The organism is Streptomyces roseirectus, assembly GCF_014489635.1.
Lineage (GTDB): Bacteria > Actinomycetota > Actinomycetes > Streptomycetales > Streptomycetaceae > Streptomyces > Streptomyces roseirectus.
This window is the reverse complement of record NZ_CP060828.1, coordinates 9,326,022-9,350,132: the sequence shown is the minus strand read 5'-3', so window position 1 is coordinate 9,350,132 and position 24,111 is coordinate 9,326,022. Positions and strand designations below refer to the sequence as shown.

Sequence of the window (24,111 nt, the reverse complement as noted above, 5' to 3'; positions counted from 1 at the left end):
GCGGTTCTTCTGTGAACGTGACGGTGAAAGGCGATCTCATGCATTTCGATCTCGACATCCCGACCAGGATCGTGTTCGGGGCCGGTTCGCTGGACCGGCTGGGTGCGCTCACCCGGGAGCTGGGTGAGCGTCCGCTGCTGGTGACCGGGCGGTCGGCCGGGCGGCGGTACGGGTATCTGGAGCGGGCGCTGGCCTCGCTCGGCGGGGCGGTCCACTTCGACGGGGTGTCGCCCAACCCGGCCTGCGTGGAGGTGGACCGGGCCGCCGAGGTGGCCCGCGCGCACGGGTGCGACGTGGTCGTGGGGCTCGGCGGGGGCAGTCCGCTGGACGCCGCCAAGGCGGTGGCCGCCGTCCTGGGGACCGGGCGGGGGGCGAGCGAGCTGATCGGCACCACCCTGTCGCCGGCCGACCCGGTGGTGCCGGTCGTGGCGGTGCCGACGACCGCCGGGAGCGGCAGCGAGGTGACCAAGGGGGCCATCGTCACCGACACCGTCCGCCGGTTCCGCTCCGGCATCCGGGGGGACGCGCTGACGCCCCGGGTCGCGGTGATCGACCCGGCGCTGACCGCGACGGTGCCTCAGCACGTGCGCACGGAGACCGCGTTCGACGCGTTCGCGCACGCCGTCGAGGGGTGCGTGGCCCGGCGTTCCGACCCGCTCGCGCAGGCCCTGTCCGTCCGGGCGCTGGGGCTGATCACCGAGCAGACGGACGCCCTCGCCAAGGACGCGCTGTCCCCGGCGGGCCGGGAGGCGCTGTCGCTCGCGGCGCTGCTCGGCGGGATCAACGTGGCCCGCGCCAGCACCTGTCTGCCGCACCGGCTCCAGCAGGCCATGGGCGCGCTGCCGCACCTCGACATCTCCCACGGCCGGGGTCTCGCCGTCGTCTACCCGGCCTGGCTGCGGCACACCGAACGGCACGCCCCGGACGGCTTCGGCCGCCTCGCCGCCGCACTGGGGGCGTCGAGCGTGGGCGAGGCGGCCGGTGACTTCCTCGACCGCACCGGCCTCGCCTCCCGGCTGCGCGACCACGGAGTGTCCCGCACCGACCTGGGCGCGCTCCTCGACGGCGTGAGCGGCAACCTCGACAACGACCCCCGGCCGGGGGTGGACGCCGGGTATCTGCGGCTGCTGTACGAGGAGTCGTACTAACAGGTGAGCGGGACCCGGGCGGGCGCGGTCCAGTCGTCCGGGGCCCGCCAGCCGCTCCACTTGTCCCACCAGCGGTCGCCGCTCTCGACCAGGGCGACGACCTCGGCGGCTGCCGCGCGCACCGCGTCGGCCTCGCCGGGGGCGAAACCGCCGGTGGCGGCGCGGTGTTGGAACTCGTCCTCGTCCTTCCAGGTGTACGGCGGGTCCTGGGGCGTCGGCGGGATCAGGAGGTCGAGTTCCTGGTCGAGGGTGTCGAAGCCACGGGGGGTGAGGCGCATGGGGCGCTGGAAGTTGACGTACCAGCCGCCCGTGGGCCTGCTCCACACGGAGTAGCCGTCGCCGGGGCGCACGAGTTGCAGGACGCCGTCGGAGAGCCAGGTGTCGCCGATGGCCGTCCAGGGGTGCGGGCCGAGGCTGAAGTCGCCCCGCCCGAACGTGAGGGGGGTGCCGTGTGCCGTGTGGACGGCGAGGCCGTCCGCGTCGTGCGCCACCACCCGCACCGGGTAGACCAGCCACTCCCGCCCGTCCAGGATCTCCCGCCGGACGATCACCTCGCCCGCGGCGAAGAACGTGTTCACCATGCACCGACCCTACCCGGAGACCCCATGTCCCTTGTCGTCATGGCCCGTTGGCGTACCACCGCCGAGTCCCAGGACCACATCGCCGCCCTTCTCCCCGCCTTCGCCGCCACCGCCCTCACCGACCCCGGCTGCCTCTCCTTCGAAGCCCTCCGCTCCGCCTCCGACCCCCGCTCCTTCGTCCTCGTCGAGCACTACACCGACCACGCCGCCTTCACCCGTCGCCAAGCGGACGGGAAGTACCGGCGGATGCTGGAGGAGTCGTTCCTGCCGCATCTGGTGCTGAGAGAACGGGACACCTACGTGCCGCTCGCGCGCTGAGACGCCGCCGGTGGCGCAGATAGCCGAGCGCGCCGACCGTGACGGCCAGCGGCCAGATCAGGTACCGCCTGGTCAGGGCGAGGAGCAGGGCGACCGCGACGAGGGAGACGAGGGCGCAGCGGTGGGCCGTGGTGCCCCGGGGCAGCAGGCGCAGGGCGGCGGCGGTGCCGAGGGCGTACACGGTGACGAACGAGCCGGTGGTGAGCAGCACGAGCGGCCGCGGGCCGACTCCGGCGGCCGTGGTGGCGGTCAGGGAGAGGGCGGACAGCACGACGACGACCGCGAGGCTGCGGCGCGGGACCCGGCCGGGTCCGTCGCCGCGGGCGAGCGGGGCGGGCAGCGCGCCGTCGCGGGCGAGGGCGGCGCCGAGGCGTGCCGCGCCCGTGAAGTAGGCGTTCATCGTGCCGAGGGTGAGCAGCAGCGCGGCGACGGTGGCCAGGACGTGGGCCTCGCCGCCGGTGCCGAGGGCGAGGAGTCCGGCGGCCCGGGGCAGGTCACGGGCGGGGTTGCGGCTGTCGCCCGGGGTGTTCGCGCGGTTGCCGGATCTGGTGGAGCCCGTGGTGTGCCGGGCGGCTCGCGTGAGTGCCGGGGAGCCGGAGGCCGACGGGTGGGTGCGGGTCGTCGTGCCCGTGGAGTCGGCGCGCCGGGCTGTCGAGATGGTGCTGCGGTTCGGTACCGGGGCGGAGGTCGTGGGGCCGGCCGAGGTGCGGGAGCGGATGGCGCGGACAGTGGCGGAGCTGGCCGGCCGGTACGGGCGGTGATCTCTTTCGAGTGAATCCGGGGCCTCTTTTCGTCCATGTGGCCGACAGGGCAGGCACGCTGGTGAACGGGCTTCGAGGCGGGAGGGGTTGATGTGACAGCGGGGACCGGGGTGCCTCGGCACGTCGCGTGTGTGATGGACGGGAACGGGAGGTGGGCGGCGCGCCGGGCGTTGCCGAGGACGTCGGGGCATCGGGCGGCCGAGGTGACGGTGATCGATGTGATCGAGGCGGCGCGCAAGGCGGGGGTGCAGTGGCTGAGTCTGTACGCGTTCTCCACGGAGAACTGGCGCAGGCCGGGGGGCGAGGTGGATTTCCTGATGGGGCTGGTGCGGCGGGTGGTGCGCAAGCACGCGCCGCTGCTGCACGCGCGGGGGATCCGGTGCCGGTTCCTGGGGGTGCGGGATCCACGGATCCCGTCCGGGCTGGCGCGGGATTTCGAGGATCTGATGACGTTGACCGAGGCGAACCGGGGGATGACGTTGACCGTGGCGTTCGATCACGGCGGGCGGCGGGACATCGTGGAGGCGGCCCGGTCGCTGATCCGCAGCGGGGTGACGGCCGACGCCGTGGACGAGGAGAGTTTCGCGGCGCATCTGCCGTTCCCGGACACGCCGGACGTGGATCTGGTGATCCGGACGTCGGGTGAGCAGCGGATCTCGAACTTCATGCTCTGGCAGGTCGCCTACGCGGAGTGGACGTTCCCGCCGGTGCTGTGGCCCGACTTCCGGGCGCCGCACTTCCTGGAGTGCCTGCACGCCTACCAGCGCCGTGACCGCCGCTTCGGCGGTGTCGAAGCCCAGCCGATCGGAGGGTCCCGACCGTGACCGACACCACCGCTGCCGGGACCCCGCTGTTCGGGCCGGGTTCGAAGTTCGACACGTTCGTCAACGATCCCCGGTGGGCGCTGGCCCTGGTCCGGGCGCTCGTCCTGGAGGCCGCGCATCCGCAGGTCGGCGCGGCGCTGCTGGACAACTCGACGTTCGTGGCGCATCCGTGGCGTCGGCTGTGGAACACCTACCGGAGCCTGCGGCGCATGTTCGGCGCCGACGAGGCCGTCCGCGCCCGGGAGGCGGCACGCCTGAACCGGATGCACGCGCGGCTGGCCGGCACGGACACGCGGGAGCGGCCGTACGACGCGATGGACCCCGAGGTCCGGGCGTGGGTGGTGGCGACGCTGTTCGAGAGCACGGTCACGATGTGCCGGCTGAGCGGACAGCCCCTGGACCCGGCCGAGATGGAGCGCGTGTACGCCGAGTACCGGGCGTTCCTGGGGGCGTTGGACGGCGACGAGGGCCGACTGCCGGAGACGGTACGGGAGTTCTGGCCGTACTTCGACCGGATCGTCGAGGAGGAGCTGGAGAACACCGAGGCCGTCCGGATCATCCTCTACCAGATGTTCGACCACGTGCCCGCGCCGCCGCTGCTGCACGGTCTGCCGACCCTGTGGGCGGCCGGGCGGACCCTCGCGGGGCCGGTGATCGGCGCGGTCACCGTGGCGTCCCTGCCGGAGTCGTTCCGGCACCGGGCGGGCCTGCCCGACACCCCGGGCGCCGGTCTCCTGTTGCAGAGCGCCTACTTCGCGGCGGGCCTCGCGCGGTTCCTGCCGCCGGGGTGGGTCGAGGCGGACGCGGTGGTCGGCCTGCTGTCGATGTCGCCGGACAGCGACGACCCCCGCCTCAGGGCGGTGCGCGACACGGTGAAACGGGCCGGTGCCTTCGTCCGGCTGGTGACTCCGCTGCCCGCCGAGAGTCCCGAACCCTCCCCCGGCGCCGGGGAGTTCTTCGACCAGGTCCTCGACCAGACCGGCGACGGCCGCCTCACCTGGCCCGACCTCGCCGCGATGGCCCGCGAGCTGTCCACCCGCCTCGACCTGGACGAGCCGCGGGAGACGCGGCTCTACGCGGCGTACGCCGACTGGTGGCGCGAACTCCAGTCGGCCCTCGACACCGACGGCGACGGCCGCGTCAGCCGCGCCGAGTACGCGGCGGCCGCCCCCACGCTCGCCGGGCCCGCGCTGATCAGGGTCGCCGAAGTCCTCTTCGACGCCACCGACACCAACGGCGACGGGACGATCGACGCGGACGAGTTCCGGGCGCTGTTCCGCCGGGCGTTCCACCGTGACCCGTTCGGCACGGACGGGGCGTACTCGCGCGCCGACTTCGTGCGGGACTTCCTGGAGTTCATGGCGGGACGACGGCGCACGACGCCGTTCGACCCCCTGCTCGCCGAGGCGTGACCGGACGGGCCCCAGGGTCTCCGGGGCCCGTCTCACGCACGGCTCAGGGCACGGTGGAGCAGTAGGTGCTGGGGATGATGCCCGAGAGGGTCATGCAGATCTCGTCGCCCCTGACCAGCGGGGGCGAGGGGAAGAACCAGCCCTGGACGTAGGTGGGCTGCGTCACGACCCGGTAACCGCCGGTCGCCGGGAGGCCGTTGACGGTGAAGCGGAACGTCAGGGACGACGGCGGCTGGTGGATCGTGAACACGTACTGGTAGCCCTGCGTGGCGTTGCCGTCGAGGCCGGCGCACACGCGCGCCTCCGGAATGCAGTACGGCCCCGCCTGGGTGGCCGGGACAGTGGTGGCCGGGGCGGCGGTGGCGGTCGTCGGTGCGAGGAGCGCCGCGAGCGCGGCGCCCGCGCTCAGCCAGCTTGCGATGAGTCTCGTTCGCATGGGATTGGCCGTCTCCTTCTTCTCCGTGGACGTCGGTGGACAACCCGACCATGCGTTCGGTCGTCCTCGATGGTGGTGCGTGCGAAACGCGGGAGTCAAGAGACGTCGACGGACGCCTTCCCCGGGGTGGTCCGGGCCTGCGGATCCGTGAAATACCGGACGCCGGGAATTCCGTAACCGCTCACGTTGTGGTGTCCGGCGCACTACGCTCAGTGGGCGAGGTGGTGTATGAGGCAGTCGGAGAAGCGGGTCGCGTTGCTCCAGGAGCTGCGCGAGGGCTGGCGGTCGGAGCGGCAGGGCTGGGTGCTGGACGACGAGTTGTCCGACGTCGTGTGGAACGCCGTGCGGACCGCTCTGCGGGAGGGCATCGTCGAGGCGGCGGACGCGCGGGCCCGTGCGGAACTCGGCGCGCTGCTGGGCCGGTCGGTCTCCCGGGCGCTGCGGATCACCGACTACGGCAGGGACGTCCTCGTCTACGCGCTCGCTCCCGTGGCGCCGGTGCCCGCGCAGCGTGAACCCGCGCCCGGGGAGCGGCTGGTGAGGCTGCTGCCGGCCCAGATGGAGACGCTGCGGGTCTTCGTCGGCATCGGTCACAAGCTGTCCCGGCCGCCGGTGAAGGGGCTCGCGGAGCGGGTCGCGGCGGCCCAGTTCAGCCTCGCCGACAAACGCTGGCTGCTGACGCTGACGCCCGAGCAGATCGACTCGGCGGCGTACGCGCTGTCGCTGCGCACCACGGTGTTCTCGTGCGCGGAGGCCAACCGGTTCAGCCGGGAGTACGGGGTGCGTTACCACCCGGACAGCGGGACGGTACGCGGGCTCGCGTGGGGCGTGCGGGACTGATCACGGGGGCACACCGGTGCGGGACCTGCCCCGGGGGCCCGGTGTGCGGCCCTCACCTGCGTCGACGTTCTTCAAACCACCTGATCGAGTAGGTTCCCCGCGCCCGCGACCGTCGACGGCTCTACTCGGTTGGGTGGTGACGCCGCGCGCCGCCCGCACCGACGCTGAAGGCCACGACTGAGGTCGGCCCGCCCGCGCAAGCGCCCGGCACGCGCCAGGGCCGCTCCCCCGCCGTCCCGCGTCCGCAGCCGAGCACACCCGCACACGAACAGGGGAGATCGCGCCAGTGAGCAGCCACGAGGTCCAGGCGGCCGAGACGGATGTCGCGATCATCGGGATGGCCGGGCGGTTCCCCGGCGCCGACGACCTCGACTCCTTCTGGCGTCTGCTGAAGGAGGGTCGCGAGGGCATCACCCGCTTCGGCCGCGACGAACTGGCGGCGGCCGGCGTCCCGGCGCGTCTGCTGGACGACCCCGCCTACGTCCCGGCCCACGGGATCATCCCGGACGTCGACCTCTTCGACACGGGCTACTTCGAGTTCACCCCGGCCGAGGCGGCGATCACCGACCCGCAGCACCGCGTCCTGCTGACGGCGGGCCACGCCGCGCTGGAGCACGCCGGCTACGACCCGGCCCGCTACGACGGCCTGATCAGCGTGTACGTGGGCGCGGCCGTCAACACCTACCTCCAGCGGCACGTGCTGCCCAACGTCGACCAGACGACGACGTCGAACCACTTCGCGGTCATGGTCGGCAACGACAAGGACTACCTGGCGACGCGGCTGTCGTACAAGCTCGACCTCAAGGGCCCCAGCTACGCCGTGCAGACGGCCTGTTCGACGTCGCTGGTAGCCGTCCACCTGGCCTGCCAGGGACTGGTGAACGGGGAGTGCGACATCGCGCTCGCGGGCGGCGTCACCGTCAAAGTGCCCCAGGAGAAGGGGTACTTGTACGAGGAGGGGGCGATCCTCTCCCGGGACGGGCACGTGCGGACGTTCGACGCGGACGCGAGCGGCACCGTTCTCGGCAACGGCGTCGGAGTCGTCGTCCTCAAGCCGCTGCGGGACGCGCTCGCCGACCGGGACACGGTGTACGCGGTCATCAAGGGCACGGCGACGAACAACGACGGCTCGGGCAAGGTGAGTTTCGCGGCTCCCGGCGCGGCCGGTCAGGCGGCGGTGATCCGCGAGGCGCACACCGTGTCCGGCGTCGACCCGCGCACGATCGGGTACGTCGAGGCGCACGGCACCGCGACCCGGCTCGGCGACCCCGTCGAAGTGTCGGCGCTGACGAGGGCGTTCAGGGACACGACCGCCGACACCGGGTTCTGCGCGATCGGTTCGGTGAAGTCGAACGTCGGTCACCTGGACGCGGCGGCCGGGGTCGCGGGGCTGATCAAGACGGCGCTGATGCTGAGGCACCGCACGCTGGTGCCGACGCTCCACCACACGTCCGCGAACCCGGCGATCGACTTCGCGGCGGGCCCGTTCAAGGTGAGCTCGGACACCGTCCCGTGGACGGGTGACGGGCCGCTGCGCGCGGGCGTCAGCTCGTTCGGCATCGGCGGCACCAACGCGCACGCCGTTGTGGAGGAGGCCCCGCCGCTCCCGGCGACGGGCGCCTCACGGCCGTCGCAGGTCCTCGTGGTGTCGGCGCGGACGCCGACCGCGCTGGCCACGGCCGCCGCGAACCTCGCCGGCCATCTCGACGGCGACGACGGTGCCCCGCTCGCCGACGTCGCGTACACGCTGGCGGTGGGCCGGCGCGCGCACGAGTACCGGCTCGCGGTCACCGGCTCCGACCGGGCCGCGCTCGCCGAGGCGCTGCGGACAGCGCCCGCTCCGGAGCGGCCCGGCGGCGGTGAGGTGTCGTTCGTGTTCGCCGAGGAGGTGCCCGGCGCGGCGGAGCTGGCGCGGAAGTGGGGTGCCGTGGAGCCCGCGTTCACCGGGTACCACGAGGCCGCGCGCGATGCGGGGGCGGGCGAGGCGTTCGCCGTGCAGTACGCGCTGGGCAAGCTGTGGCTGGACTGGGGTGTCACGCCGGTCGCGGTGCACGGCGACGGGGGCGCGGCGCGGCTGGCCGCCTGTGTCACGGGCGCGCTGTCCCTCGAGGACGCGGTGAGCGGGACGGGTGAGGCGCGGCGTGCGCGGATTCCGGTGCGGGGTGCGCTCGACGAGGTGCGCGGGGTCGCGCTCGGGGTGGGCGACGGGCCGTGGGAGGGGGTGGCGCGGGCCTGGCAGGCGGGCGCGGGAGTCGACTGGGCGGCCTGGTTCGAGGGGGAGGAGCGCGGGCGGGTTCCGCTGCCGACGTATCCGTTCGAGGGGCGACGCTGCTGGCTGGAGGCGCCGGGGGGCGAGGGTGCGGGGTCTGTCAACTCCGGGTCTTCTGCGGCTGGTTCGGCTGGCGCCGGTTCGGCTGCCGTTCCTGCCGGGCCGCATCCGATGCTCGACGAGAACGTGTCGACGCTCGACACCCTCGCCTACCGCAGCTCCCGTACCGGTGCCGAGTTCTATCTCGCCGATCACCTGGTGGGCGGGGAGCCGGTCATGCCGGCCGCCGGGCAGGTCGAGCTGGTGCGGGCGGCGGGGCAGCTCGCGCTCGGTGGGCCCGTGCGGCTGCGCGGGGTCTCCTTCGAGCGGCTGCTGTCGTACGCGGAGGGGGCACGGACGGCGATCGTGCGGATGTGGGACGAGAACAACGCTGTCGGCTTCGAACTCGCCGACGGGGACACGGTGGTGACGTCTGGTCAGGTTCTCGCGGGGCCCGTCGACGCGGGCGCGCCGGTCGATCTGACGCCGGTCGCGGACCGGTGCGCGGACGTGGTCGGGCACGCCGAGTGCTACGACGTGCTGCGCGGGCTCGGTCTCGAATACGGGGCCCGGATGCGGGCGTTGGCTGAGGTGCGGGTCGGGGACGGGGAGGCGCTGGGCGTTCTGGAGCTGCACGAGGGGGCCGCGCTGGAGGGGGTGGTGCTCAATCCGGCGTTGCTGGACGGGGCGTTGCACGCGGTGGTCGTGCTGCTGGCGCGGGCCTACGGGGAGTCGGCGGCGGGGTTCTTGCCGTTGGCGCTGGACGGGCTCGTCGTGCACGCGCCGGTCACCGAGGGGTGCCGGGTTCACGTGGTGGCCGGGGAGTTGGGCGAGCGGGCCGCGCGGGTGCGGGTGACGTTGGTGGACGGGCACGGGCGGGTGCTGGCCCGGCTCGACGATCTCGCGGTGCGGGTGCTGGGGCGGGGCGATGCCCTCGCACCGGTGCCGGGCGGGGCTCGGGAGTCCGCGTTGCTGGCGCGGCGGTGGGCCGAGACGCCCTTGCCCGCTAAGGGAGTTGAGATCGGCGGCACCGCACGGGTCGTCGCCCCCGTCGAACGTGCCGAGGAGTTGAGCGCGCTCCTGACCGGCCTCGGGTTCGAGACGGCCGCGCCCGGATCGGTGCCGGACGTCGTCCTCGTCGACTTGACCGACGGCTCCGGCCCCGAGCAGGCCCTGCGCGTCGTCCGGGACCTCCTCAGTGATCGGCCGGCTCGCCCCGTCCGCGTGCTGCTGGCGCACCGGGACGATCCCGCGCTCGGCGCGTTCGCGCGGACCGTGCGCGCGGAGAACCCGCTGCTGGAGGTCCAGGCGATCGAGCTGGGCGAGGACGCCGATCTCGCGGGCGAACTCGCCGGGCACGGGCGGGACGTGGAGGTCTCCTACCGCACCGGAACCCGTCGGGTGCCGGTGGTCGAGGCCGCGTCCGAGGGGGAGCCGGTCGCCGTGCGCGACGGTGGCACGTATCTGGTGACGGGCGGTGCGGGCGGGCTCGGGCGGATCGTCGGCGCGTGGCTGCTCGACCGGGCGGCGGACGTCCGGGTCGTGGCGGTCGGGCGCGGGGAGCGGCCCGCCGGGCTGGACGAGCGGGTGGTGTACCGGAGCGCGGACGTCGCCGACCTGGATCAACTCATCGCCGTGCACAGCGAGTTCGGGCCGTTCAGCGGTGTCGTCCACGCGGCCGGTGTGCTGCGGGACGGGTTCGCGCTGACCAAGTCGGACGAGGACTTCGCGGCCGTCGTGACGCCGAAGCTCGGCGGGCTCGAAGCCCTCGACGCCGTGACCGCCGACGACGGGCTCGACTTCTTCGTCGCCTTCTCGTCGATCGCCGCGCACATCGGCAACCCCGGCCAGAGCGACTACGCGTACGCCAACGCCGCCTTGGAGGCGTACGCCGAGCGTCACGGCCGGATCACCGCGATCGCCTGGCCGCTGTGGGCCGACGGCGGGATGCGGCAGAGCGCCGAGGACACGGCGGACGTCGCCGCGCGCACCGGGTTCGGGGTGCTGGCGACAGAGGCTGGACTCGCCTTGTTCGAGCGGGCGTTGGGGGTGTGGGGTGCTGTGGTCGCCGCGCACGGTGACGTGCGGCGGATCACGGCCGCGCTCGTCGAGCCCGCGCCTTCGCTTGAACGCCGGCCGGCCGTCTCGGGGGACACGTCCAGGGGCCGTGCCGTCGAGCTGCTGCGTGAACTCATCGCCGCCGAGACCGGGTTGGACGCGGCGGAGCTGGACGAGGACGCGCCGTTCGAGCGGTACGGCATCGACTCGCTGATGATCACGAAGCTGAACCGGGAGCTGGAGCGGCACTTCGCGAACCTGTCGAAGACGCTGTTCTTCGAGTACACGAACCTCGGGGAGCTGGCGGACTACTTCGCCGAGCGGCATGCGGGCGAGCTGAGCGAGGAGAGCACCCCTGAGCCCCCACCTGCCGCTGCGACACGCATAGTTCGCCGCACCAGGCCGACCACCCCCGCTGAAACCACCGATCCGGCCGACTCCGACGACGCCATCGCCGTCGTCGGTCTCGCCGGCCGCTACCCCGGCGCCGACGACCTCGACGAGTTCTGGGCGAACCTCTCCGAGGGCCGCGACAGCATCACCGAGATCCCCAAGGACCGCTGGGACAGCGCCCGTTGGTACGACCCCGACCCGTCGGCCCCCGGCCTCGCGCACACCAGGTGGGGCGGATTCCTGCGGGATGTCGACCGGTTCGACCCGCTGTTCTTCGGGATCTCGCCCCGCCAGGCGGAGTTGATGGACCCTCAGGAGCGGCTGTTCCTCCAGAACGCCTGGCATCTGCTGGAGGACGCGGGCTACCGGCGGGCGGAGCTGGCCGGGCGTCCGGTGGGTGTGTACGTCGGGGTGATGTACGGCGAGTACCAGTTCCACGGCGCGCTGGACGCGCTGCGCGGCGGACGTCCGCTCACGGGTTCGTCGTTCGCGACGATCGCCAACCGGGTGAGCCACGCCCTGGACCTGTCGGGCCCGAGCATGGCTTTGGACACGATGTGCTCGTCGTCGCTGACCGCGATCCACCTGGCGTGCGAGAGCCTGCGCAAGGGCGAGAGCGAGCTGGCGATCGCCGGGGGCGTCAACGTGTCGGTGCACCCGTACAAGTTCGCGTTCCTCAGTCAGGGCCGTTTCCTGTCGGACGACGGCCGCTGCCGGGCCTTCGGCGCGGGCGGCACCGGGTACGTGCCCGGCGAGGGCGTCGGCGCGGTGCTGCTCAAGCCGTACCGCCGGGCGCTGGCGGACGGTGACCGGATCCACGGGGTGATCCTGGGCAGCGCGATCAACCACGGTGCCCGCACGAACGGTTACAGCGTCCCGAACCCGCGCGCCCAGCAGCGGGTCGTCTCGACGGCGCTGCGCGCGGCCGGGGTCACGCCCCGGGAGATCGGCTACGTCGAGGCGCACGGCACCGGGACGAGTCTCGGCGACCCGATCGAGCTGACGGGGCTGACGAACGCGTACGCGTCGGCCGGCGCGGCGCCCGGTACCTGGCCGATCGGGTCGGCGAAGTCGAACATCGGGCACCTGGAGTCGGCGGCCGGGGTCGCCGGGCTGACAAAGGTGCTGCTCCAGTTCCGGCACCGGACGCTCGTCCCGTCCCTGCACGCCGGGGAGTTGAACCCCAACATCGACTTCGGGCGCTCGCCGTTCCGGGTCCAGCGCGAACTGTCCGCCTGGCCCGGGGGCGAGGGGCCGCGCCGGGCGGGGCTCAGCTCCTTCGGGGCGGGCGGCGCGAACGCGCACCTGGTGCTGGAGGAGTCGCCGCGCCCCGACGCGGTGACGGAGCTGCCGGCGGGTGAACAGCGTGTCGGTGAGCCGGTGTCGTTCCTGCTGTCGGCGCGGGACGAGGAGCGGCTGCGCGTGTACGCCGACCGGGCCGCCGACTTCGTCGCGACCGAGCGGGTCCCCCTCGCCGACCTGTGCTTCACGACCCAGGTCGGCCGTGAGGCGTTCGACGCGCGATTCGCGGTGACGGTGACCGACGGCGCCGAACTCGTCGCCGCGCTACGGAGGTTCGCGGACGGCGGGGCCGCTCCCGACGCCGTCGACGACTCGGTCCGCCGCTGGCTGGCCGGTGAGGACGTCGACTGGGCGGCCCTGCACTCCGGCCGGCTCCGGAGGACGCGGGCGCCGCTGTATCCGTTCGCCGACGAGACGTACTGGATCCCGCTCGACGCCGAGTTCGGCTCGCCCGCGCCGCATCCGCTGGTCGACGCGAACGAGTCGACCGTCACCGGGGTGCGGTTCCGCAAGACGCTGCGGGCGTCCGACGCGCTGCTGCTCGACCATGTCATCGCGGGGCGGCCGCTGTTCGCCGGGGCGGCGACGCTGGAGTTCGTGCGGGCCGCCGCCGGGCTGGCCGAGCCGGGTGTGCGGCACGCGTTGCGGGACGTGGTGTGGGGGCGGGCCGTCGAACTCGCCGAGGGTTCCCTCGAGTTGTTCGTGTCGTTCCGGCCGGAGGGCGGTCATCTCGCGTTCGAGGTGCACAGCGAGGGCGGGACGCACGCGCGGGGGATCGCGGTCGCGGGTGCCGGGTCGCCGGACGCCGCCCACGAACTCGCCTCCGTGCGCGACCGGTTGGCCGTGGTACGGGACCGGGGCGCCGCCTACCGTGACTATGCCGAGGCCGGGTTCGGCTATGGGCCGTCGTTCCAGGTCGTCGAGGAGATCCGGGCCGGTGCCGGGGAGGCGTTGGTGCGGTTGGGGGCGGGGCAGCCGTGGGCGTTGCTCGACGGGGCGTTGCGGGCGTGCCACTGGGCCGCGCCCTGGCCGTCGGACTCGGGTGAGTTGGCCGTTCCGTTCAGCATGGGGTCCCTGGACGTCTTCGGCGTACTGTCCGAAGGGTGTTCGGCTCATGCGCGGCTGGTGGGTGAGTCGGCGGGAGTGCGGCGGTTCGATGTGACGGTGTACGGCGAGCGGGGCGAAGTGCTGCTGACTGTCAGGGACTTCGCGGGACGGACGGCGTCGATGTCTCCTTCGGAGGAGCCCCGGCTCTACGAGCCGTACTGGCGTCCCTCTTCCGACCCCGAGCCCGGCGAGGTCGCCCCTGTGCTGGCGGTGCTGGGTGAACGCCCGGCGCTGCGCGGCGAGTTGACGGACGCCGGCGTGTGGGCGAGCGTCGTCGGCGCCGAAGCGCTCGGTGACGCTTCCGGTGACGGGCTCGACGTCGTCGTCATGAGCGAGCCGGACGACGCCCTCTCCCCCGCCGAACTCCTCGACCGGCTGAGCGCGTTGGTCCTCGATGTGCTGGACGCCGTGCGGACCGGCGTGCGGTCGGGGCGGGTTCGGTGTGTGGTCGTGTATCGGGAGGGGCGTCCCGAGGGGGCGGCGTTCGCGGGGTTCGCGCGGTCCACGGCGCCGGTCGCGCCCCGGCTGGAGCTGCTGACGCTGGAGGTGCCGGAGGGCGCGTCGGCGGGCGAGGTCGCGCGGGCCGTGGTGGTGGAGCTGCGGGGTGCGCCTCGGGCCGCCGGGCTCGATGTGCGCCGAACTGCCGCCGGGGGCCGGGAGGTTCGGGCTCTGCGCGCTTTCGCCGGGGAGGGCGGCGCCGGGGTTTCCGTGCGGGACGGGGGCGTGTACGTCGTCACGGGTGGCGCCGGGGCCGTCGGGCGGGTGCTCGTCGAGGAGTTGGCGTGTGCGCATGGGGCCCGGCTGGTGCTGGTCGGCCGTTCGGAGCCGGACGAGGAGACCCGGGCCTGGCATCGGGCGCTCGGCACCGAGGTGCTGGCGCTGCGGGCGGACGTGACCGAACCGGCCTCGCTGGACGCCGCGTTGGGGGCCGCGCGGGAGCGGTTCGGTGTGCTGCACGGGGTGTTCCATCTCGCCGGGGTCGCCGACGACGGGCGGGCCGACGGGGACCGGGGGCGGTTCGCGCGGGTGCTGGCGGCCAAGACGCACGGGCTGGTGCATCTCGACCGGCTGACACGCGGGGACGGCCTCGAACTGTTCGTCGTGTTCTCCTCCGTCTCCTCCCTGGTCGGCGACTTCGGCGCGGCGAGCTACGCGACCGCCAACCGGTTCGCGGACGCCTACACCGCCCGCCGGGGCGGGATCTCGCTGGCCTGGCCCCTGTGGTCGGTCGGCGGCGTGGACGAAATGGTCGGCGCGCAGGAGCTGGCGGCGTACACGCGGCGCAGCGGGATGCGGGCGCTGGACGCGGCGCAGGGCGTCGAACTGTTCCGGCGGGCGCTCGCCGCAGGGGCGCCGTGGCTGGTGCCGGCGTGGGGTGAACCGGCGGTGCTGGACGCGGCGTTGGCGGGTTCGGCGGCACCGGCCCCGTCCCCGGCATCGGCAGGCGCGGCGCCCCGGTCGCCCGCGCGGACCACCGCTCCCGCCCGCCGGGAGCGCCTGGTCGAGCACCTGCGCGGCGTGCTGGCCGGCGTGCTCAAGCTGTCCACGGGCCGTCTCGACAGCCGCGTCCCCCTGGACGACTACGGCCTCGACTCGGTGCTCGTGATGGAGTCCAACTCCCTGCTGGGCAAGGACTTTCCGGGCCTGCGCGGCACGGTGTTCTTCGAGTGCCGGACGGTCGACGAACTCGCGGACCACATCCTCACGGAGCATCCGGACGCGGTGGAACGTCTGTTCCCGGCGACCGTCGCGGAACCCGCAACCGTCGAGCAACCTCAACCGAAGCCCACAACTTCCCCTGTTCCGGCCCCCGTTCACCGTCCCGACGACGACCCGATCGCCGTCATCGGCATCAGCGGCCGTTACCCCCAGGCCGACACCCTCGACCAGTTCTGGCGCAACCTCGCCGAGGGCCGGGACTGTGTGACCGAGGTCCCCGCCGACCGCTGGGACGCCTCGGCCCTGGCCGACTCCGGCCTGACCAACAGCCGTTGGGGCGGCTTCCTCTCGGACGTCGACTGCTTCGACTCCCTCTTCTTCCAGATCTCACCCAAACAGGCCCGCACGATGGACCCCCAGGAGCGGCTGTTCCTCCAGACCGCGTGGGCGGCGCTGGAGAACGCGGGCTATCCGCCGTCCCGGATCCCGGCGCCGCGCTTCGGCGGGCAGGGGCACGACGTCGGGGTGTTCGTCGGGGTGATGTGGGACGACTACGCGATCCTCGGCGCCGCCGAGACCGCGCGCGGCAACCCCCAGACGGTGCTGGCGAACCGGTCGTCGATCGCCAACCAGGTGTCGTTCTTCGGGGACTTCAGGGGCCCGAGCGTGGTGGTCGACACCGCGTGCTCCGCGTCCCTCGTGGCCGTGCACCAGGCGTGCGAGAGCATCCGGCGCGGCGAGTGCGCGTACGCGCTCGCGGGCGGTGTGAACGTCGCCGTCCACCCGGACAGGTACGTGCACCTCGCGGCGAAGTCGATGCTGTCGGACGACGGCCGCTGCCGGGCCTTCGGCGCGGGCGGTACCGGGTACGTGCCCGGCGAGGGCGTCGGCGCGGTGCTGCTGAAGCGGCTGTCGGACGCGGTGCGCGACGGGGACACGGTGCACGCGGTGATCCGGGCGACCGGCGTCAACCACGGTGGCCGCACCAGCGGTTACACCGTGCCCAACCCGCAGGCCCAACAGGCGTTGGTGGAACAGGTGCTGGCCTCGGCCGGCATCGACGCCCGCACGGTCGGCTGCGTCGAGGCGCACGGCACCGGGACCGCGCTGGGCGACCCCGTCGAACACACCGCGCTGGCCCAGGCGTTCGGCAGGCACACCGCCGACACCGGGTTCTGCGCGCTTGGTTCGGTGAAGTCGAACATCGGCCATCTGGAGGGCGCGGCGGGCATCGCCGGGCTCACGAAGGCCGTGCTCCAGCTGCGGCACGGCACGTTGCTGCCGTCGCTGCACGCCGAGGAGTTGAACCCGGTCATCGACTTCGCGAGTTCTCCGTTCCGGGTCCAGCGCGAGCTGTCCGCCTGGCACTCGGGCGACGGGCCGCGCCGGGCCGCCGTGAGTTCCTTCGGCGCGGGCGGCACCAACGCGCACGTGATCCTGGAGGAGTACGTGGCCCCCGAACCCGCCGGTGCCGTCGACGGGCGTGAGCTGATCGTGCTCTCGGCCCGCGACGAGGAGCGACTGCGGGTCTACGCGGCCGAGTTGAGCCGCGCGGTCGCCGACGCCCCTCGCCTCGCCGACGTCGCCCACACCCTGCGCGTCGGGCGTGAACCGCTCGCGGAGCGGCTGGCGTTCGTCGCGGTGGACCTCGCCGACGCCGCCGAGAAGCTGGCGGCGGCCGGGCGCGGCGAGGGCGGGCAGTGGCTGCACCGCGGGCGCGTCGGTCAACACCCGCCGCTGGCCGACCTGTTGACGTCGGGCGCCGGCGCGGACGCGTTCCTCGCGGCGCAGATCGAGGCGGGCGCGGACGATCTGCTCGGGCGGATGTGGGTCTCCGGGGTCACCGTCGACTGGGACCTCCTGGAGCGGCTGCGGCCCGCCGCGCGCCGCCGGGTGCCGCTGCCGACGTACCCGTTCGCACGGGTGCGGCACTGGCTGGAGGTCGGGACGGACACGAGCACGGGCACGCCTGGACGCCTCTCCGTCGGCACACCCCATCACTCAACCCCCAGCGCCCCTTGGCGCCACCGCCTCTCCCCCGACGCCCCCGTCCTGCGCGACCACGTCGTGGACGGCCGCCCCATCCTCCCCGGCGTCGGCCACCTGAACCTCGTCGCAGAAGCGGTCGGCGATGGCGGACTCACCGGCCGCGCCTTCACGGACGTCCGCTGGGTCACCCCCCTGACGGTCACCGGCCCCGCCGAGAACGTGACCGTCGCCTTCGACGGCGCCCGCTACGACGTCCTGGGCGCCGACGGCACCGTCCGCTCCACCGGCCGCCTCACCGACGCCGCCGAGCGGCCCGCCCCACTCGACACCAACGCCCTGCGTACCCAACTCGACGTCAGCGCCGACGACTTCTACGGGGCACTCGCCCGACAGGGCCTCCCCTACGGCCCGTTCTTCCGCCGCGTGCGGCAGGTGTGGACCGGCGACAGCGAGGTCCTGGGCCGGATCGACGCCATGGACGACACCTCAACTCACGCCCTGCACCCGGGCGTTCTCGACGCCGCCCTGCACACCTACGCCGCCCTGCTGGTCCGGCGGGAGCGCCCGATGCTGCCGTTCGCGGCGGACCGGGTCGACGTGTTCGGGCCGGTGCCCGACAGCGGCTGGTCGTACGTCCGGGAGACCGGTCCCGACCGCTGCGAGGTGCTGCTGTGCGACGACTCGGGCGCGGTGCGCGTGCGTTTCGCGGGCCTGTCGTACCGGGAGGCGAAGCCGTCCGGCGTGATCGTGCACCGGCCGGTGTGGACGCCCCGGCCCGCCGAGGGCCGCGCGCGGGCGCCGCGCAGTGTGCTGTATGTCGGTGACCCCGTCGCCGAGTTGCATCCCGGCGCGGACGTCCGCCGTGTCCCGGTCGACTTCGCGGACGCCGAGATCGGCACCCCCGACCTCGTGTACTTCTTCGGGGCGGCGCCGGCGACCGAGCCCCAGGACCGGGCGCGGCTGCGGGAGTTGGCGGACCAGGGGCCCGTCGCCCTGTACCGGCTCGTGCGGGCGCTCGACCGGTCGGGGGCGCTGGAGCGGGGTGTGCGCCTGAAGGTCGTCACCACCGACACGTATCCGCTGGAGGACGGCGACGCGTCGTCGCCGTGGGGCGCGGGGCTGGCCGGGATCGCGGCCGTCGCGGCGAAGGAGTTCCCGGGGCTCGGCGTCGCGCTGGTCGACGTGCGGGCCGGGGAGGCGGGGCAGGTCGCGGACGCGATCGTCGCCGAGCCGTTCCCGGCGAAGCCGGTGCCGGTGTCCCTGCGGGGCGGGGTGCGCCGGGTGCGGACTCTGGAGCGGGTCGAACTGCCCGTGACGGGGCCGGTGTTGAGGCAGGGCGGTGTCTATCTGGTCGTCGGCGGGTTCGGCACGGTCGGCCGGGACCTGTGCCTGCACCTGGCCCGGTCGTACGGGGCGAAGCTGGTCGTCGTCGGGCGTTCCCCGCTCGACGAGGCCCGGCGGCAGGCGGTCGCGGAGTGGGAGAAGGCGGGCGGCGAGGTGCGCTACCTCGCGGTGGACGCCACCGATCCGGTCGCGCTCGGGGGCGCCGTCGATCTCGCCGTGCGGGAGTTCGGCGCGCTGCACGGGGTGTTCAACGCGGCGATGGTCCTCGTCGAACGGGTGCTGCGGGAGCTGTCGGAGGGCGAGTTGCGGGCCGCGCTGGAGGTGAAGACCGGTACGGCCTGGGCGTTGCTGCGCGCGGTGCGTGAACTGCCGCTGGACTTCGCCCTGTTCTTCTCCTCCGGCGTGACCTTCGAGGGCAATCACGGGCAGGCGGGGTACGCGGCGGGCTGCGCGTTCGCCGACGCGTACGTCCGGCACGCGGGCCGGGAGCTGCCGTTCCCGGTGCGGGTGCTCAACCTCGGGTACTGGCACGCGGGCGGGGACGCCGGGCGGGAGCGGGTCCTGCGCCGGTTCGAGGCCGCCGGGATCCGGCCGTTGAGCGCCGAGCGGGGCATGACGGTGGTGGAACGGACGCTCGGGGCCGGGCTCGCGCAGGTGTTCGCGCTGGACGCGGACCGGGCGATCCTGGACCACCTCGGGATCGACGCCGGCCGTACGCTGCGGCTACTGCCCGGCGAGGGGGCGGGCGCGCTGCCCGAGGTGCGGTTCCCGGCCGGGTCGGATCCCGAACTCGCCGCGCACCAGCGGGCGGTGGCCGAGGCCGAGGCGCTGGCGGAGCGGCTGCTAGCGGTGGTGCTGCGGCGCGCGGGGCTGACCGACGCGGGCCACGTGGTGGCGGAGCACCGGGAGTTGTTCGCGGTGCAGCTCGGGATCGTCGAGGCGGCGGGGCTTGATGGCCGTGCGGTCGAGTCGGAGGTGGAACTCCTCGCGGCGATGGCCCGTTTGACGGACCGTCACCCGGCTCTCGGGCCGGTCGTGACGCTGCTGGCCGACTGTCTCGCCGCGCTGCCGGACATCCTCACCGGGCGCCGGTCGGCCATGGAGGTCCTGTTCCCCGACGGTTCGACCGAGCGGGTGGCCGCCGTCTACCGGGGTGACCCGGTCACCGACCGGTGCAACGCCGAGGTGGCCCGGCTCGTCGTGGAGCAGGTGCAGGCCCGCCGGGGTGACGGCACGGTGCGTGTCCTGGAGGTGGGTGCGGGGACGGGCGGGACGACGGCCGCCGTGCTCGCCGCGCTCGCGCCGTACGGGGACGCGGTCGAGTACATGTTCACCGACGTGTCCCCGGCGTTCGTCCGCAAGGCCGCCGGCCGGTTCGGGGAGCGGTATCCGTTCGTCCGGTTCGAGGTGCTGGACATCGAGGCCGGGGAGCCGTCCGGCGCGTACGACGTCGTCCTCGGCACCAACGTGCTCCACGCGACCCGGCGCCTGTCCGACACGCTGACGCGGGCCAAGGGGCTGCTGCGGCGGGGCGGGGCGCTGCTCGCGGTCGAGGGGACACGGCCCCGCAGCCAGCTCGCGCTGATCTTCGGGCTGACGTCGGGGTGGTGGCTGTTCTCGGACGCCGAGCAGCGGATGCCGGGCTCGCCGCTGGCGAGCGAGCGGCAGTGGCGGGACGTGCTCGCCGCGTGCGGGTTCACGGGGATCAGCGTGGGGGCGCCGGTGAGTGAGGCGGGGCCGGCGTTCCAGAGCGTCATCGCGGCGGTGAGCGACGGGGTGGTGGAGCGCGGGGTGCCCGCGAACAAGGCACCCGCCGCGCAGGACGTCACCGCAGCAGCCGTCACGCCCGAGACCGCCACCGCCACCACCGAGACCACCGCCACCGACCAACTCCCCCAGGTCACCGCCGTGTTCGCCGCCGTCCTGGAGATGGCGCCGGAACACCTCGACCCCGACCTCACCTTCGAGCACTACGGCGTGGACTCCCTGGTCGTCCTGGAACTCACCCGCGCCCTGGAAGCGGTGTACGGCCCCCAGCCGGCGACGCTGCTGTTCGAGCGCATCACCATCCGCCAACTCGCCGACCACTTCCGGCCCGAGGCACCGCCCCTGGACGACGCCGAACGCCTCGTCGCGGGCCTCTCCGACGAAGCCGTTGACGAACTGCTGGCCGAACTCCTCGCCCAGCAGGGCGAGTCCGAAGGGGGCGCGCGATGAAGCCGTTCACCTGTGTGGTCGTCGGCGAGGAAGCCCTTCTCGTCGAGTGCACGCGCGTCCTGCTGGCCCGGGGCCACACTGTCGCCGCCGTCGTCTCCCCCACGCCCGACCTGCTGGCGTGGGCGGAGAACGAGGGCCTGCCCGCTGTGGAGTTCGGCCGGGATCTCGCGGACCGACTCCGGCCCCTCACCTTCGACTACCTGTTCAGCATCGCCAACCTCCGCATGCTCCCCGAGGAGATCCTGGCGCTGCCGGGCAGGCTCCCCGTCAACTTCCACGACGGCCCGCTCCCGAGGCACGCCGGTCTCTACGCGACGAGCTGGGCCGTCCTGGAGGGGGCGCGGGAACACGGCGTCACCTGGCACGTGATGAACCGCGAGGCCGACACGGGCGACCTGCTCAAGCAGCGCCCCGTCCCGGTGCCCCCGGCGGCCACCGTCCACGATCTGGACGTCGCCTGCTTCGACGCCGGCGTCGAGTCCTTCGCCGAGCTGGTCGACGAGCTGGCGGCGGGCACGGCCGTCCGCACCCCGCAGGACATGAGCCTGCGCACCTACCACGGCCGCTACGACGGCCCGCCGCGCGGCGGCGTCCTCGACTGGCGCCAACCTGCCGCACGAATCGACGCGTTGGTCCGCGCGACCGCGTTCGGCAGGCGCCGCAACGACTTCGGCACGGCCCTGCTGGCGACCGGCGAGGGCCTGGTGGCCGTCCGGGCGGTCGAGGTCACCGATCAGGAGTCGACGGCGTCCCCCGGCACGATCGTCGACGTCACCCCGGACGCCCTCACGGTCGCGGCCGGCGACCGCGACGTCCGCCTCACCGGCCTGGCCGCCCTGACCGGCGAACCCCTCGAACTCCCCGTCCTGGCCAGCGCGTTGGACGGCCGTTTCCCGCACCTGTCCGAGGACGCGGTGGCCGACCTGGTGCGGGCGTCGCGGGCCGCGCACCGGCGTGAGGCGCGCTGGCTGCGGGCGTGGGAGTCGCGGCAGCCCGTACTCCCGCCCAGGCTGGGCGAGTTGCGCCCGGCGAACCGTCCGGCGGGCCCGGTCCCGCTGCCCGCGAGCCTCACCGGCGACCCCCGGCGGACCGCCGTCGCCGCCGTCCTGGCGTTCCTCACCCGCCTCACCCGGGGCGGCGAACACACCGTGGCGGTCTCGGCCCCACCCGCCCCGAACCCGGCGGCGGCACTCGTCCTGGCCCCCGAACTCCCCCTGAACATCCCGGAGAACCCCCTTTCCGGGACCCTCTCCGACCTCACCGCGCGCGTCGGCGCCGAACTGGACCGCCTCCACTCGACGACCCCGCACCGCAGAGACCTCCCCCTGCGCCATCCGGGGCTCGCCGCGACGACGCTGCCCGTCGCGATCGCCCTCGACGACGACACCGACGCCGACCGCCCGCTGACCGTCCGTATCGACGCCACCGGCACCGTCCGCTTCGTGACCCGCGCCCACGCCGCGTGGCTCGCCGAGCGGTACGCCCTGTTCCTCGACGGGATCGCCGACGAGCCCCAACGCCCCCTGGCCACCGTCTCGTTGCTGGACGACGAGGAACGCCGTCTGGTGCACGGCAAGTGGAACGACACCGACGAGGAGTATCCGCGCCGCGCCACCGTGACCTCGCTCATCGGCAACGTCGCGGACGCCTCCCCGGACGCCGTCGCCGTCCGTTTCGAGGGCCGTGAGGTGACGTACGGCGAACTCGACGACGCGACCAGCAGGTTGGCGCAGCACCTGTGCGAACTCGGCGCCGGACCGGGCCGGTTGGTGGGCGTCTTCCTGGAGCGTTCGCCGGAGCTGCTGATCAGTCTGCTCGCGGTGCTGCGGTCGGGGGCCGCGTACGTCCCGATCGACCCGATCTACCCGCCGGCCCGTATCGGTCACATGCTGAAGGACTCCGGGGCCGAACTGGTGCTGACGGACGCGGCGTTGGGCGGCGCGCTCGCAGAGTTCCCGGTGACCCCGGTCCTGGTCGGCGAGGCGCCCGTCCGGTCCGAGGCGCCTCCCGTCGATCTTTCCTCCCCGGACGCCCCCGCCTACGTCATCTACACCTCCGGCTCGACCGGCCTCCCCAAGGGCGTCCAGGTCGGCCACCGCGCCCTGGTCAACTTCCTGTGGACGATGGCCCGCAGGCCCGGTTTCACCGCCGCCGACTCGCTGCTGGCCCTCACCACCGTCTGCTTCGACATCGCCGGCCTTGAGCTGTACCTCCCCCTGGTGCGGGGCGGCACCGTGGAGATCCTGCCCGCTGTGGTGGCCGCCGACGGGGTGGCCCTGCGTGAGCGCGTCGAGCGCGCGGCCCCGACCGTCCTCCAGGCCACCCCCACCACCTGGCAGATGCTGCTCGCGGCGGGCTGGCGGGGTGACCCGGCGCTGAAGGCCCTGTGCGGCGGCGAACCCCTCCCCGCCGAACTCGCCGCCCGGCTCGCCCCGTCGGTGGGCGCCCTGTTCAACATGTACGGCCCCACGGAGACCACGATCTGGTCGACCGTGGAGCGCGTCGAGCCCGGCGCCGAGGTCACCGTCGGCCGTCCGGTCGGCAACACCCGCGCCCACGTCCTGGACGAGCGCGGCACCCCCGTCCCGCCCGGTGTCCCCGGTGAACTCCTGCTCTCCGGCGACGGGGTGGCGGACGGCTACCTCCACCGCCCGGAGCTGACCACCGAGCGTTTCGTCCCGGCCCCTGAAGGCGGCAGGGGGCGCGCGTACCGCACCGGCGACCTGGTGCGGCACCTGCCCGACGGGCGGCTCGTGTACCTGGAGCGGATCGACGGTCTGGTGAAGCTGAACGGGTTCCGGATCGAGCTGGGCGAGGTCGAGTCGGCGCTGCGTCGACTCCCGGGCGTGCGGGGTGCGGTGGCGGTCGTGCGCGAGGACCGGCCCGGTGAGCGCAGGCTCATCGGGTATGTGACCGGCGTGCCCGACGGGGGTGTGCTGCGGGGCGCGCTCGCCGAGCGGCTGCCCGCGTACATGGTGCCGTCGGCCGTCGTCGCGCTGCCGGGGCTGCCGCTCACGCCGAACGGCAAGGTCGACCGGGGTGCGCTGCCGCGCCCCGACACCGCGAAGGGCCCGACAGCCGCCGTCCGCACGGATCTCGAGCGGCGGATCGCCGGGATCTGGTGCGAGGTGCTGGGGCTGGAGCGGGTCGGGGCCGAGGACAACTTCTTCGACGCGGGCGGGGACTCGCTGCGGCTGACGTCCGTGGTGGCGGCGCTGCGGGAGCGGCTGGGGCTGGCGGTGACCCGGCTCGACATGTTCGGCCGTCCGACGGTCCGGGCGATGGCCGCGCACGTCGCCGGGGAGGCGTCCGATGCGGTGCGGCCCCGGCGTCCGCGGGACGTGTCGGCGCTGGCCGGGCGCCGGGACCGCAAGCGGCGCCGGCCGTGACCTGCTCCGTCCGATCGTTCACGTC

11 protein-coding genes are annotated in these 24,111 nt (G+C 73.9%); 8 read left to right on the top strand and 3 right to left on the bottom strand.

The features are described 5' to 3' along the window. Positions 1-38: 38 nt before the first annotated feature. On the top strand, positions 39-1,148 hold the full coding sequence (locus tag IAG44_RS40205) for an iron-containing alcohol dehydrogenase (protein ID WP_187751953.1): 1,110 nt from the start codon (positions 39-41) through the stop codon (positions 1,146-1,148). On the opposite strand, the gene IAG44_RS40200 is transcribed toward IAG44_RS40205, so the two are convergent. Then, a complete protein-coding gene (locus IAG44_RS40200; RefSeq protein WP_187751952.1) occupies positions 1,145-1,729 on the bottom strand; it encodes a ribonuclease FAU-1 family protein in 585 nt (194 codons plus the stop codon). The genes IAG44_RS40205 and IAG44_RS40200 overlap by 4 nt on opposite strands. A gap of 24 nt (positions 1,730-1,753) precedes the next feature. Between IAG44_RS40200 and IAG44_RS40195 the strand changes: the two genes are divergently transcribed. Then, positions 1,754-2,047 (top strand): putative quinol monooxygenase, encoded by a 294-nt coding sequence (locus tag IAG44_RS40195; protein ID WP_187751951.1) that lies wholly within the window; start codon positions 1,754-1,756, stop codon positions 2,045-2,047. Here IAG44_RS40195 and IAG44_RS40190 read toward each other — a convergent pair. Further along, complete coding sequence (locus IAG44_RS40190; protein ID WP_187751950.1) at positions 1,941-2,447, bottom strand: hypothetical protein; 507 nt, start codon at positions 2,445-2,447, stop codon at positions 1,941-1,943. The genes IAG44_RS40195 and IAG44_RS40190 overlap by 107 nt on opposite strands. Positions 2,448-2,457: 10 nt before the next feature. On the opposite strand from IAG44_RS40190, the gene IAG44_RS40185 reads away from it, so the two are divergent. The 3 genes from IAG44_RS40185 (at position 2,458) to IAG44_RS40175 (ending at position 5,044) form a co-directional block, all read left to right on the top strand. Then, entirely contained in the window at positions 2,458-2,808 is a 351-nt protein-coding gene (locus IAG44_RS40185) for a WYL domain-containing protein (protein WP_187751949.1), read from the top strand. A 92-nt stretch (positions 2,809-2,900) separates the two neighbouring features. Continuing rightward, positions 2,901-3,632, top strand: coding sequence for a polyprenyl diphosphate synthase (gene uppS, locus IAG44_RS40180; protein ID WP_187751948.1), 732 nt, complete (start codon positions 2,901-2,903; stop codon positions 3,630-3,632). After that, positions 3,629-5,044 carry an oxygenase MpaB family protein gene (locus IAG44_RS40175; protein WP_187751947.1) on the top strand — a complete coding sequence of 472 codons (1,416 nt, stop codon included), beginning with the start codon at positions 3,629-3,631 and terminating at the stop codon, positions 5,042-5,044. The genes uppS and IAG44_RS40175 overlap by 4 nt, the downstream gene beginning before the upstream one ends. A gap of 43 nt (positions 5,045-5,087) precedes the next feature. Here the strand turns inward: IAG44_RS40175 and IAG44_RS40170 are convergent, their stop codons facing one another. Then, positions 5,088-5,480 (bottom strand): hypothetical protein, encoded by a 393-nt coding sequence (locus IAG44_RS40170; RefSeq protein WP_187751946.1) that lies wholly within the window; start codon positions 5,478-5,480, stop codon positions 5,088-5,090. A 228-nt stretch (positions 5,481-5,708) separates the two neighbouring features. Between IAG44_RS40170 and IAG44_RS40165 the strand changes: the two genes are divergently transcribed. From IAG44_RS40165 to IAG44_RS40155, 3 genes are all read left to right on the top strand, one after another. Continuing rightward, complete coding sequence (locus IAG44_RS40165; protein WP_187751945.1) at positions 5,709-6,320, top strand: DUF6417 family protein; 612 nt, start codon at positions 5,709-5,711, stop codon at positions 6,318-6,320. A gap of 286 nt (positions 6,321-6,606) precedes the next feature. Further along, positions 6,607-20,697: an SDR family NAD(P)-dependent oxidoreductase gene (locus tag IAG44_RS40160; protein WP_187751944.1), complete on the top strand. Its 14,091-nt coding sequence runs from the start codon at positions 6,607-6,609 to the stop codon at positions 20,695-20,697. After that, positions 20,694-24,086 carry an amino acid adenylation domain-containing protein gene (locus tag IAG44_RS40155; protein WP_187751943.1) on the top strand — a complete coding sequence of 1,131 codons (3,393 nt, stop codon included), beginning with the start codon at positions 20,694-20,696 and terminating at the stop codon, positions 24,084-24,086. The genes IAG44_RS40160 and IAG44_RS40155 overlap by 4 nt, the downstream gene beginning before the upstream one ends. Positions 24,087-24,111 lie beyond the last annotated feature (25 nt).

Bases quoted from the DNA above. Each gene is read 5' to 3' on its own strand.
- IAG44_RS40205 (WP_187751953.1), top strand. From the start codon at position 39: ATGCATTTCGATCTCGACATCCCGACCAGGATCGTGTTCGGGGCCGGT.
- IAG44_RS40200 (WP_187751952.1), bottom strand. From the start codon at position 1,729: ATGGTGAACACGTTCTTCGCCGCGGGCGAGGTGATCGTCCGGCGGGAG.
- IAG44_RS40195 (WP_187751951.1), top strand. From the start codon at position 1,754: ATGTCCCTTGTCGTCATGGCCCGTTGGCGTACCACCGCCGAGTCCCAG.
- IAG44_RS40190 (WP_187751950.1), bottom strand. From the start codon at position 2,447: ATGAACGCCTACTTCACGGGCGCGGCACGCCTCGGCGCCGCCCTCGCC.
- IAG44_RS40170 (WP_187751946.1), bottom strand. From the start codon at position 5,480: ATGCGAACGAGACTCATCGCAAGCTGGCTGAGCGCGGGCGCCGCGCTC.
- IAG44_RS40165 (WP_187751945.1), top strand. From the start codon at position 5,709: ATGAGGCAGTCGGAGAAGCGGGTCGCGTTGCTCCAGGAGCTGCGCGAG.
- IAG44_RS40155 (WP_187751943.1), top strand. From the start codon at position 20,694: ATGAAGCCGTTCACCTGTGTGGTCGTCGGCGAGGAAGCCCTTCTCGTC.